The 10,385-nt window shown below is 71.7% G+C and carries 13 protein-coding genes; 4 read left to right on the top strand and 9 right to left on the bottom strand.

The window, feature by feature from the left end; genetic code table 11:
* Positions 1-11 precede the first annotated feature (11 nt).
* Positions 12-899: a ricin-type beta-trefoil lectin domain protein gene (locus tag ACFWWQ_RS00620; protein WP_384587780.1), complete on the top strand. Its 888-nt coding sequence runs from the start codon at positions 12-14 to the stop codon at positions 897-899.
* A gap of 212 nt (positions 900-1,111) precedes the next feature.
* Here ACFWWQ_RS00620 and ACFWWQ_RS00615 read toward each other — a convergent pair whose 3' ends face one another.
* The 6 genes from ACFWWQ_RS00615 to ACFWWQ_RS00590 all read right to left on the bottom strand — a co-directional run bounded on the left by ACFWWQ_RS00615 (position 1,112) and on the right by ACFWWQ_RS00590 (position 4,033).
* Positions 1,112-1,555, bottom strand: coding sequence for an SRPBCC family protein (locus ACFWWQ_RS00615; protein ID WP_384587777.1), 444 nt, complete (start codon positions 1,553-1,555; stop codon positions 1,112-1,114).
* Between the two features lie 288 nt (positions 1,556-1,843).
* A complete protein-coding gene (locus tag ACFWWQ_RS00610; RefSeq protein ID WP_384587774.1) occupies positions 1,844-2,038 on the bottom strand; it encodes a hypothetical protein in 195 nt (64 codons plus the stop codon).
* A 4-nt stretch (positions 2,039-2,042) separates the two neighbouring features.
* A complete protein-coding gene (locus tag ACFWWQ_RS00605) occupies positions 2,043-2,189 on the bottom strand; it encodes a hypothetical protein (RefSeq protein ID WP_384587771.1) in 147 nt (48 codons plus the stop codon).
* Positions 2,190-2,419: 230 nt separating this feature from the next.
* The gene (locus ACFWWQ_RS00600) at positions 2,420-3,271 is read right to left on the bottom strand and encodes a helix-turn-helix domain-containing protein (protein ID WP_384587768.1); all 852 of its coding nucleotides are present in this window, start codon (positions 3,269-3,271) and stop codon (positions 2,420-2,422) included.
* A 23-nt stretch (positions 3,272-3,294) separates the two neighbouring features.
* Positions 3,295-3,819 carry a DUF6879 family protein gene (locus ACFWWQ_RS00595; RefSeq protein WP_384587765.1) on the bottom strand — a complete coding sequence of 175 codons (525 nt, stop codon included), beginning with the start codon at positions 3,817-3,819 and terminating at the stop codon, positions 3,295-3,297.
* A complete protein-coding gene (locus tag ACFWWQ_RS00590; RefSeq protein ID WP_384587762.1) occupies positions 3,788-4,033 on the bottom strand; it encodes a hypothetical protein in 246 nt (81 codons plus the stop codon). Before ACFWWQ_RS00590 ends, ACFWWQ_RS00595 begins: the two co-directional genes overlap by 32 nt.
* 271 nt (positions 4,034-4,304) lie before the next feature.
* Here ACFWWQ_RS00590 and ACFWWQ_RS00585 point away from each other — a divergent pair, with 271 nt between their 5' ends.
* Entirely contained in the window at positions 4,305-4,892 is a 588-nt protein-coding gene (locus tag ACFWWQ_RS00585) for a GNAT family N-acetyltransferase (protein ID WP_384587758.1), read from the top strand.
* Between the two features lie 337 nt (positions 4,893-5,229).
* On the opposite strand, the gene ACFWWQ_RS00580 is transcribed toward ACFWWQ_RS00585, so the two are convergent.
* From ACFWWQ_RS00580 to ACFWWQ_RS00570, 3 genes are all read right to left on the bottom strand, one after another.
* The gene (locus ACFWWQ_RS00580) at positions 5,230-6,411 is read right to left on the bottom strand and encodes a helix-turn-helix transcriptional regulator (RefSeq protein WP_384587756.1); all 1,182 of its coding nucleotides are present in this window, start codon (positions 6,409-6,411) and stop codon (positions 5,230-5,232) included.
* Positions 6,412-6,450: 39 nt separating this feature from the next.
* Positions 6,451-7,059, bottom strand: coding sequence for a HEAT repeat domain-containing protein (locus ACFWWQ_RS00575; RefSeq protein ID WP_384587753.1), 609 nt, complete (start codon positions 7,057-7,059; stop codon positions 6,451-6,453).
* A gap of 110 nt (positions 7,060-7,169) precedes the next feature.
* Complete coding sequence (locus tag ACFWWQ_RS00570; protein WP_384587750.1) at positions 7,170-7,469, bottom strand: hypothetical protein; 300 nt, start codon at positions 7,467-7,469, stop codon at positions 7,170-7,172.
* A gap of 41 nt (positions 7,470-7,510) precedes the next feature.
* Here ACFWWQ_RS00570 and ACFWWQ_RS00565 point away from each other — a divergent pair, with 41 nt between their 5' ends.
* Both ACFWWQ_RS00565 and ACFWWQ_RS00560 read left to right on the top strand, forming a co-directional pair.
* Positions 7,511-9,337 (top strand): 3-hydroxyacyl-CoA dehydrogenase family protein, encoded by a 1,827-nt coding sequence (locus tag ACFWWQ_RS00565; RefSeq protein WP_384587747.1) that lies wholly within the window; start codon positions 7,511-7,513, stop codon positions 9,335-9,337.
* A gap of 112 nt (positions 9,338-9,449) precedes the next feature.
* A complete protein-coding gene (locus ACFWWQ_RS00560; RefSeq protein WP_384587744.1) occupies positions 9,450-10,250 on the top strand; it encodes a TetR family transcriptional regulator in 801 nt (266 codons plus the stop codon).
* Positions 10,251-10,385: the final 135 nt, after the last annotated feature.

Here is a 10,385-nt window from a genome sequence, read left to right as displayed (position 1 = left end):
CGGAGGTCCCCTTGCCACCGGACATTCCCCGCTCCCCCAACCCCCCGTCGAAGGAACCACCCGGCGGTTTCTCCCGTACGTTCGCCCGCGACCCGGGCCGGACCCGGATCGGGCTGCTGCCCGAGCGCCGGGTGTGGATCGCGCTCGGCTCGACCGTCGCGCTCGTCGCCGGAGCCGTGGTGCTCGGGCCGCTGGCCCAGCGCGGGTTGCAGATGAGCGCCGACGACACCCGGGTCGCCGCCGCCGCGGTGGCGAGCCCGTCGCCGGAGGCGTCGAAGACGGCCGAGCCGTCGCCGAGCGCCACGAAGGCGAGCCCCACCCCCACGCCCGGCAAGAAGGACGACGACGCGCCCCCGGCCGGCCGGCCCGCGCGCGACGTGCCCCCGCCGCGCACCCAGGACACCCCTGATCCGCCGTCGCAGGGGAAGAACGGCGGCGTGGTGGCGGAGCATCCGTCCGGCTCCGCGGGCACGACGAAGCACCACGCGGCGCAGCCCCCCAAGGTCACCGGCCCGACCGGGACCATCACCGGCATGAACGGCATCTGCCTGGACGTCGCCAACGGCAACCGCGCCAACGGCACGCCCATCCAGGTCCACGACTGCAACGGCATGCCCGCCCAGCGCTGGACGATGGCGTCGGACGGCACCGTCCGGGCCTACGGCAAGTGCATGGACGTCGCGAACAACGCCACGTCGGACGGTTCGCTGATCCACCTGTGGGACTGCAACGGCCGTCCGTCGCAGCAGTGGGTGTTCTCCGGCGCCCCGCACGACCTGGTGAACCTCCCGGCCAACAAGTGCCTGGACATCCGCGCCGCCAACGCCTCGAACGGCACCCGCGTCCAGATCGCCAACTGCTCCGGCAACCCGGCGCAGAAGTGGAGCGTGCCGACCTGATGCGGCCGCCGGGCGGCGACGCCTGATTCACACCGGGCGCGCGGCTGACCCGCGGCGGCGTCCGGTCCGGCCGGACGCCGAAAAAAGACCGGCGGTGGGTTCCCGCGCCCTGCACGAGGCGCGGGAACCCACCGCCGGAGCGTTGCGCCCGGCGGGCCTGTGCGCGGGCCCGCCGGATCAGCGGCAGCGTACGCCGCCGGATACCGCGTCGCTCACTTCTCCGTCTCGGCGGCGAGATTGGCGAGAATCGCGTCGTAGATCCGGCCGAGGCCCTTGGGCGCGAAGGTCCGCTCGAAGAAGCCGCCGATACCGCCGGCGCCCTGCCAGGTGGTGGTGACCGTGACCTTGGCGCGCTTCTCGCCCGCGGGCGTGACGACCCAGGTGGTGACCATGGAGGAGTTGCGGTCCTTCTCGACGAGCTGCCCGTCGGTCGGCTCGTCGACCTCCAGCAGGCAGTCGCGGACCCGCTTGCTGGTCGCCTGGAGCTTCCAGTGCACCAGCGTGCCCTTGCCGTCGCCGCCCTCGCGGACCTCGTACTCGCTGAACTGCTCGGGCAGCAGCTTGCCGCGGGTGCCGGTGTAGTCGGCGAGCGCGTCGAACACGTCCTCCGGGTCCGCAGCGATCTCCCGCTCGGTGACGGCCTCGACCTGACCCATGTGTGCTGTCCTCCACTTTTCGGCGCGGTCCTGCCCAGCGCGGTCCCGCGATGCGCGCTCAGCCAACCATCCCGGGGCCACCCACCCAAAATCCGGCGCAACCCATCCGAAGGAACAGGTGTTCTGTTGTGGTGTGAGGGGATCTACGGGAGGGGCGGGGAGGCGTGATGCACCGGGAACCATCCGAGCGAGGGCCTGTCGGCACTGTTCGGCAGTGTTCGGCACGGAGATCGTCAGCCGGACGTTCGCCACCCCGGAATTCCGCGGATCACCTTTCGCGAGGTTGACTCAGACCAGCGCGATGCCGGCCTGAGCCTTGATGACATCCACGGCGTCACTGGTCAGCCACCGAAGCGGCACAACGGTCCAGCGATCGGTACCGGGCTTACGCATGACGACGGCCTTGCCGTCCTGGATCAGCTCACCCCGCATGAAACCGTGATCGCGCTTGAGGTCATCCGCCAGGCGTTCACCGTGGATCATCCCGCTACTCCTGTTCGTGGTCCCTGTCGTCCGCCATGCCGCTGTGAACGTCGCCGTTCTGAGAGACGCGGGTGTCCGGGTCAGTCGCCTGCCCCTGGTTGGCCTGCGGGTCCCACGGCTCCCCCGCGCTCTCGAAATCCTTCCTGCCCATTCTCGTGTTCCTTCCGGTGAGGAGTTGTGTCGTCGTGTCGTGCTGTGGTGACCCGTCCGGCCGCTCGGCCTGTCCAGGGTTCGGCACGGCCGGACGGGGGCTTAACAGGACGCGCCGGAGGCGGTGCACGACATCCGGCGGGACCAGCCGCTTATCACCCGTATGACGACCACGCTATGGACGAACCGAAAGCAACTTCCAGCTGGTTCTATGTTGTTGCACGCAAATTCTCAGCGCAGTGCATCGAGGGATGCCGTTACCAGCGATCGGGCTTCCACCCCGTAGACGGCCAACGCCTGCAGGTCCGACCATGCCCTGACGTACATCGCCACTTCACCAGGTGCGGTAAGCGTCACCTGGGCCGCCAGAAGTTCCACATGCACGCGCTGGTCATCGAAAATATCGAAGCTCTCCAGCGTCCACATGCCGCGCTCCCGGGCAGCGAACGGAATGATCCCGAGGGACACCGCAGGAAGCGACATGACGGACAACAGATGCCCCAGTTGTCCCGCCATCGCCTCGGCGCCGCCCACCTGGTAGCGCAGAACCGACTCCTCAACCAGCAGCGCGAATCGGTGCGTTCCCTCGTACAGGACGCGGGCTCGCGCCATGCGGGCGTCCACCGCTTCCGTCGTGTCGTCGGGGGTGCCGTGAAACCGGCTGATGGATGACAGCAGGGCGGCGGCGTACGCGGGCGTCTGAAACAACCCCGGTACCACGTGGGACGCGTAACCCCGGTGAACCTTGGTCCGCTCGTACAGCGGGATACGGGCCTCTTGGAGACGGCGCAGGCCGGTGCGCTGTAGCCGCTTCCACTCCAGATACATGGAGTCGGCGCTGCGCGAAGCGGCCACTATGTCGGCCGCCTGGTCGCCAGCCCCGCAGGCAGTGCACCAGGCACGGATATCGGCATCGGAGGGAGGCGTACGCGCGCTCTCGATGCGCGAGGTCTTGGACTTGTGCCACCCGCAGCGAGCTGCCAGCTCATGCCCCTTCAAACCAGCGTCCAGACGCACTTCACGAAGCCGTGCCGCCACGGCCTTACGGGCGCTTTCGACACTCGATGACTGGTACTGGGGCATGAGCTGACTTGCCGCAGCAGCGGCTAGACCGTGAACCTCTCGTGCGGGGTGGCGCGCTGCCACACGGACTCGAACGACTCACTGAAGCTCTTGACCACGGACGGGTCGTCGCACATCTCGTGGCCGTCCAACGCGCCATCGCCCGTGAAGTACCCGAACCTGATCAACCGGTCATCGAGAATCCACAGATCGGCGCCCGGCAAGAGCAGCGTTGCGGCATCCCGGCGCGGCAGCCACCGCACCTGTTCCCCGGCTTCCTGATTGAGGTGCGATGCCTCGTACTCGAACCGGATGTAGTCGGTAACCGGCTCGGACACGACACGGGCCCGGCGCATCTGCACCCCGCGACCGACGGCCTCCCGTACGAGTTCCGTCCACGGGCGGAAGTCCTCGACAAAGGCCGGAGTGATCCCGCCTGCCTGCTTCCACTCGGCGAAGCGGCCCCCGTCGTCGTACCCCTCGTAGGTGTCGCGAAGTTCGAGGTGTACGGCGGAGCGCTGGCAGTCCCTGATCAGCTCACTGAACGGCGGAACGCTGCTCGGCTTCATCACATGCCTTCCTGATCAGCGGCACCATGCGCGCCGGAATGCGGATCACTGCCTCAGAGTCGGGGATGTGTCCGGCCGTCAGGCATTCCGCTTCCGTCGTACCGTCGGCCTTCCATCCCTGCATCACCAGGTCAGCCGATGTCTCGTCCACCCATACGGTCGGGCAGTTGTCGCCGTTGGTGTTCGGGTCCTTACCGAAGAACAGTAGAGCCATGATCTTGACCTCTGCCTACTCGGTTGCGTCTTGTTGCACGAGCTTCGCCTCTGCGCGTGATCATCTCAAGGGCGCGAACGGGAGCGCGAGGGGTGGTGAATCACAGATCAGCAACTGCCCTCCTGCGTCACCTACTTCATCGCCCGAGGTGTGGGCAGTCCGGTGAGTCCGAGATTCCAAGGCCGCCCCGGAACGCAGAAAGGGTCCCACCTCCGACCAGGCCACCGGAAAAGGACGTGCCCCACCCGGCCGGACGCCCTACCGTCCCCGCATGACGAGAGAGAGCGGGGCGCCGTTGCGCGTCCGGGAGATGGACGAGGGCGACGCCGAGGCGGTGGCCGCGGTGCGGGTGCGCGGGTGGCGGGCGGCGTACGACGGGCTGATGCCGCGGGCGTATCTGGACGCGCTGAACATGCCGGAACAGGCGGCGGCGCAGCGGGCCCGGCTGCGGCGACGGCCGCCCGCGGTCCGCGATCTGGTGGCGGAACGGGCGGGCGCGGTCGTCGGCTGGGTCTGCGTCGGCCCCGGTCCCGCGCCGGACGCCGCCGGTCACCCGGCACCGGGCGGCACCGCTCCGGACGGCCCGGGCCCGGCGTCCGGCCCCGTCGGCGAGCTGTTCGCGCTGTACGTCGCGCCGGAGCTGATCGGCACGGGAATCGGCCGCACCCTGATGGAGGCCGCGCTGGAGCGCGCCCGGGAGGCCGGGTTCGGCGAGCTGCGTCTGTGGGTGGTGCGCGGCAACACCCACGCCCGGCGGTTCTACGCCCATGCCGGTTTCGCCCCGGACGGCGCGGAACAGACGGACGAGGTGGACGGCGTGCCCGTCCCCGAGCTGCGCTACCGGCGCTCGGTGGGGTGAGGGCGACGGGGCGGCCGACTGGCACCGTCCCGCGCCCGCACCAGTTGGCCCTCGGCGGAATCACCTTTCACCGCAAGTGGCGGCTCATGAGCACGTTGCCGTCAGCGACAGCCGACAGGCCACCACCAGCACGCGCCCGGGACCGTATGGCAGCCGGTTCGGCACACTGCCCGCCCCCCTCGACCGGGACCGGTTCGCGGTCCATCCGTAGCGGCAGATCAACAGGTCGAGGGCTGTCCCCGGTCGGCTCGGTTGTCATGCCACCCGACGCTAGAGACCTCGCCGACCAGCAGCAATGGCAGTTCTGTCCACGCTCGGCGGTAAGTGCCACAAGGCGTTACACGGGCAGCCCCACCGTGTCGGCAAGGGAGCGCATCTCCCCCGTCAGGGTCCGTCGCCCGGCCATGATGCGGCCGAGAATGTCGCGGGCGTACCTCTGGTTCGGCAGCCACTCCGGAGCGGCGTCGCGGATGCTCACCAAGGTCTCGACCGCTTGCCCGTACTGCCGCGTGCTGGCGTACGCGTCGGCCACGTCGAGCAGGTGACGGTTGCGGTTGTTCGAGGTGGGGCGGAGCCCCGCCGCCGGAACCTTCCCGGCCAGCTTGAGCACCACGTCCGGACGATCCAGGACCATGGCGTTCTCCGTTCTCTTGAGCACCACCGTGACGGGGCCGAAGGCACGCAGGAAGTCGCCACCGGGGGCGAACTCCCGCCCCAGGGCCACCGCGGCGGAGTGGGCGAGTCTCAGCGCATCCTCGGCCTCTTCCGCACGGTTGTCCCGCACCGCGGCAGCCGACAGGCGAAGCAGCAGCCATCCCCACGCGCTGAGTTCGTCCGGGGTCGCCCGTGACAGCCGGGGTTCCATGTCGTCGGCCCACCGGGTGGCCAGCTCCCGCGCTTCACCGAGCTTGCCCTGTCGCAGCAGCAGCCAGCACATCGTGTTGATCGTGGACGCACCTTGAAGCCGGTCCGCGGAGCCGTCCAGCGCAGTCCTCAGGCACCACTCAGCAGCTTCGAACTGGCGGGTCTGCGTCAGCAGCCAACCAATGAGCTGCAACAGGCGCATGCGAACGGCGTACCCCTCGGGGTCGAGCTGCGCCACGGTTCCGGCGTCCCTCAACAATGCGGGCAGGACCACCCGCAGGTCCGCGATCCGGTCGCCGGCGAACAGAGGTACCGCAGCGCTGAGCGCATCGCGCACCCCTTCCAAGGTCGGCGGCTCATCCAGCTCGGCAGCATCCCCGAGCGGCGTCGTCAACGCCCTTCTGACGGTTACCCACTGGTCAAGGGTGGCGGCACTCGCGCCGTCCTCCACCGCCTCCACCACGAGTCGCATGGTGGGCACCCCGAGCGACGCAGCGAGCCGACGCACCGTCTCCAGGCGCGCGTCCTCCCGTTCGCCCTGTTCAAGCTTCCGGATCAGCGACACGGACACACCGGACTCACGGGCCAGCTCGTTCTGCGTCTTCCCCCGGCGCTTGCGGACTTCCCTGAGCCGATCGCCCAAGTTGGCAGGCATGAGCCGAGAGTACGCCCGCCCCGCTCGCCCCTTCGCCCGTCACGTACCCCCCGGCGCCCCCAACCGCGCCAACGCGGCCGCCGCCGCGGCCGCCAGCCGGGGATGCCCGGTCGCCGTGGTCAGCGCGGGGACCGCGCGGCGGTCGCCGAGGGCGCCCAGGCCCTCGACGCAGGCCAGGGCGACGCGCCAGTACGGCGTGTGCGGGGCGGTCAGCCGTTCCAGGGTGGCGATCAGCGCCGGTACGGACTGCGGGGCCCGTAGCTCGGCCAGCAGCCGGACGGGGTGCAGGGCGTAGGCGGTGCGCAGCGGATTGGTGGCGAGGGCGGCGGCCGCGCGGGCGGTGCGCGGGTCGCCGAGCCGGGCCAAGGCGCGCGCGGCCGTGGCGCACCGCACCGGGTCGCGGTAGTTGAGCAGCAGCACCAGCGTCTCGAAGGCGCGGGTGTCGCCCGCGCAGCCGAGGACGAAGGCGGCGATCTCGCGGGCCCACAGCGGGCGCTCCACCGCGACCAGTACGGCGGCCAGTTCGTCGCGCCCGGCGGCGCTGCCGCGGCGGGCGAGGCCGAGCAGCCGCTCGTAGGCCGCCAGATCGTCCGCCGTGCGCAGCTCGGCACGCACCCGGTCCGTCAAATCGTGGAATTCTTCTTCCATTTGCCGCCTTCTCTCCCGCCGGCCGGCCGATCGCCCGCCGGGCCCGCCCGCTGTGGCCCGCGCCACGCTTCCAGCCCCGCCCTACCCCTGGACCCGGGGTTACCCACCGGTTAGCCTCGTGGAACGAGCAGCACCCCTGCTCCGGCGGCCTGGTGACGCAGCCGCCCGCAGTACGTCGGTTCGGTGAGCACCACCCGGTCCGGTCCGCACGCCCGGTCCGGTATCCAGCGCGGCACCGTTACGGAGAGCACGGCACGGCCCCGGGACAGGGCCTGCCGCCCGCCTCTCCGCGCACCCGCATCCCTCAGCCCCGCACCGCCCGCGGTGCCCGGCCCGCCCCGGCGCACGCCCGCCGTGGTGGCCGCCGTACGCCGCGCCGCGCCGTGGTGCGCCCACTCCTCAGTCGTCACTTCTCCCCTGCCCGCAGGGGAACACCCTCTGGAGTCCCTCGATGGACCGTCAGTCCACCCCCGATCTCTCCTCCGACCCGTCCGGCGCCACGCCGCCCCTGACGACCGTGGCCGTGATCGGCCTCGGCACGATGGGCGCCCAGATCGCCGAGATCCTCGCCCGCGCCGGGCGCGAGGTCATCGGCGTCGACACCGATGACACCGCCGCCCGTACCGCCGTCGGCTCGCTCGCCGCCGCCACCGCCCGCTCCGTCGCGCGCGGCCGGATCACCGAGCGGGAGCGGCAGTCGGTCCTGGCGCGGTTCCGTACCTTCCCCGAGGTGCGGGCCGCCGCCGACGCGGACCTCGTCATCGAGGTGGTGCCCGAGGATCACGCGCTCAAGCGGGAGGTGCTGGCCGCGCTGGACGCGGTGGTGCGCCCGGACACGATCATCGCGACCGGCACCAACGCCCTGTCGGTGACCCGGCTCGCCGCCGAATCCCAACGCCCCGAGCGGGTCCTCGGGCTGCACTTCTTCAACCCGGCACCGGCGATGAAGCTCGTCGAGGTGGTCTCCTCGGTGCTGACCTCGCCGACCGCCGTCGCCGCCGTCACCCAACTCGCCCGTGACCTGGGCAAGGACCCGATCGCGGTGGGCGACCGGCCCGGCTTCGTCGCCGACGGTCTGCTCTTCGGCTACCTCAACCAGGCGGCCGCGATGTACGAGTCGCGGTACGCCGGGCGGGAGGACATCGACGCCGCGATGCGGCTGGGCTGCGGCCTGCCGATGGGCCCGCTGGCGCTGCTCGACCTGATCGGCGTGGACACCGCCCGCACCGTCCTGGAGGCGCTGTACGCGGCTTCCCGCGACCGGCTGCACGCGCCCGCGCCGATCCTCGGCCAGCTCGCCGAGGCGGGGCTGACCGGCCGCAAGGCGGGCCGCGGCTTCTACACGTACGAGGCGCCGGGCTCGGCCACCGTCGTACCGGACGCACAGACCCCGGCGGACGGCGGCGGGCGCGGCGCCGGGCGGCCGGTGCGTGCCGTCGGCGTCGCCGGGTCCGGGACGATGGCGTCCGGTATCGCCGAGGTCTTCGCGAAGGCGGGCTTCGACGTCGTGCTGGCGGCCCGCAGCCCTCAGAAGGCGGAGCGGGCCGTGGCGCGGATCGCGAAGTCGCTGGGCCGCTCGGTGGAGAAGGGCCGGCTGACCGCCGGGGAGCGGGACGCCGCGCTGGCCGCGATCACCCCGGCCGGTTCCCTGGACGCACTGGCCGAGGTCGATCTGGCCGTCGAGGCGGTGGCCGAGGATCTGGCCGTCAAGCAGGAGCTGTTCGCCGCCCTGGATGCGGTCTGCAAGCCGGGCGCGGTCCTGGCGACCACCACCTCGTCGCTGCCGGTCATCGCCTGCGCCCGCGCCACCTCCCGGCCGCAGGACGTCATCGGGATGCACTTCTTCAACCCGGCGCCCGCGATGAAGCTGGTCGAGGTGGTGCGGACGGTGCTGACCGCCGACGAGGTGCACGCCTCCGTCCGGCAGGTGTGCGCGGCAGCGCGCAAGCACGCGGTGGACTGCGGTGACCGCGCCGGGTTCATCGTGAACGCGCTGCTGTTCCCGTACCTCAACAACGCGGTGAAGATGGTGCAGGAGCACTATGCGACGCCGGACGACATCGATGCGGCGATGAAGCTGGGCGGCGGCTACCCGATGGGCCCGTTCGAGCTGCTGGACGTCGTCGGGCTCGATGTGTCGCTGGCGATCGAGAAGGTGCTGCACGCGGCGTTCCGCGATCCGGGGCTGGCCCCGGCGCCGCTGCTGGAGCACCTTGTCGCCGCGGGCTGCCTGGGCCGCAAGACCGGCCGCGGCTTCCGTGAGTACGCCCGGCGCTGACCGGGACCGGTGGGGTGGGCTGCTGGCGCCTTCGGGCGGTCCGCCCCAGGTCAGCGGGGTGCGGGGGGCACCGCATGCCACGGGCCGCGGGAATATGAAGTACCGTCCCCACATGTCCCAGCCCGCTCGTTCCCCGTCCCCCGACACCCCGGAGACCAGCACTCCCGGCGCCCGCCGCGCGGCGGCCCAGCGGCTCAAGATGCGCCGCGAACTCTCGGCCGCGGCCATGGAGTTGTTCGCGACCAAGGGCTACGAGGCGACCACGGTCGACGAGATCGCGGCGGCCGCCGGTGTCGCCCGGCGGACGTTCTTCCGCCACTTCCGCTCCAAGGAAGAGGCGATCTTCCCCGACCACGACGACACCCTGGTCCGCGCCGAGGCGGTCCTCGACGCGGCACCGGCGCACGAGAACCCGCTCGACACGGTCTGCCGCGGCATCAAGGAAGTCATGCGGATGTACGCGGCGTCCCCCGCGGTGTCCGTGGCCCGCTACCGCCTGACCCGTGAGGTGCCCACCCTCCGGGAGGCCGAGATCGCGTCGGTCGCCCGCTACGAGCGGCTGTTCACCCGCTACCTCCTCGGCCATTTCGACGAGGGCGCGCACCGCGAGGGCGACGACGATCCGCTGCTCGCCGAGGTCGCCGCGTCGGCGGTGGTCACCGCCCACAACCACGTACTGCGGCGGTGGCTGCGGGCCGGCGCCGAGGGCGATGTGGAGACCCAGCTGGACCACGCCTTCGGGATCGTCCGGGAGACCTTCGGCACCGGCATCGGCGCGGGCCGTGCCGCCTCCGGGGAGAGCGCGCCCGCGGCGGTCTCCCGCGAGGGCGAGGTGCTGGTCGCGGTGGCGCGGACGGACGCCCCGTTGGACGAGGTCATGAAGACGATCGAACGGGCGCTGAAGAAGCGCTGACCGCCCGGGCGCCGCCCGCCGCTCCCCCGCCCTCACCCCGAGCCCGTACCACCCGGCCCCCCGGGGCCCCCCCCCCCCCGCGCCCCGGGGCCGGGGGGGGCGCGGCGGGGGGCACCCGGCCCCGCCGGGGGGGAC

Source organism: Streptomyces sp. NPDC059080 (assembly GCF_042739975.1).
GTDB lineage: Bacteria > Actinomycetota > Actinomycetes > Streptomycetales > Streptomycetaceae > Streptomyces > Streptomyces benahoarensis.
Note: the sequence above shows the minus strand (reverse complement) of the source record. Positions and strands in the feature narration are given on the sequence as shown.

What these genes read in the sequence shown, in the direction of transcription:
- ACFWWQ_RS00590 (WP_384587762.1), bottom strand. Translation starts at nt 4,033, where the DNA reads ATGGCTCTACTGTTCTTCGGTAAGGACCCGAACACCAACGGCGACAAC.
- ACFWWQ_RS00595 (WP_384587765.1), bottom strand. Translation starts at nt 3,819, where the DNA reads ATGAAGCCGAGCAGCGTTCCGCCGTTCAGTGAGCTGATCAGGGACTGC.
- ACFWWQ_RS00565 (WP_384587747.1), top strand. Translation starts at nt 7,511, where the DNA reads ATGGACCGTCAGTCCACCCCCGATCTCTCCTCCGACCCGTCCGGCGCC.
- ACFWWQ_RS00605 (WP_384587771.1), bottom strand. Translation starts at nt 2,189, where the DNA reads ATGGGCAGGAAGGATTTCGAGAGCGCGGGGGAGCCGTGGGACCCGCAG.
- ACFWWQ_RS00575 (WP_384587753.1), bottom strand. Translation starts at nt 7,059, where the DNA reads ATGGAAGAAGAATTCCACGATTTGACGGACCGGGTGCGTGCCGAGCTG.
- ACFWWQ_RS00580 (WP_384587756.1), bottom strand. Translation starts at nt 6,411, where the DNA reads ATGCCTGCCAACTTGGGCGATCGGCTCAGGGAAGTCCGCAAGCGCCGG.
- ACFWWQ_RS00600 (WP_384587768.1), bottom strand. Translation starts at nt 3,271, where the DNA reads ATGCCCCAGTACCAGTCATCGAGTGTCGAAAGCGCCCGTAAGGCCGTG.
- ACFWWQ_RS00615 (WP_384587777.1), bottom strand. Translation starts at nt 1,555, where the DNA reads ATGGGTCAGGTCGAGGCCGTCACCGAGCGGGAGATCGCTGCGGACCCG.
- ACFWWQ_RS00585 (WP_384587758.1), top strand. Translation starts at nt 4,305, where the DNA reads ATGACGAGAGAGAGCGGGGCGCCGTTGCGCGTCCGGGAGATGGACGAG.
- ACFWWQ_RS00610 (WP_384587774.1), bottom strand. Translation starts at nt 2,038, where the DNA reads ATGATCCACGGTGAACGCCTGGCGGATGACCTCAAGCGCGATCACGGT.
- ACFWWQ_RS00560 (WP_384587744.1), top strand. Translation starts at nt 9,450, where the DNA reads ATGTCCCAGCCCGCTCGTTCCCCGTCCCCCGACACCCCGGAGACCAGC.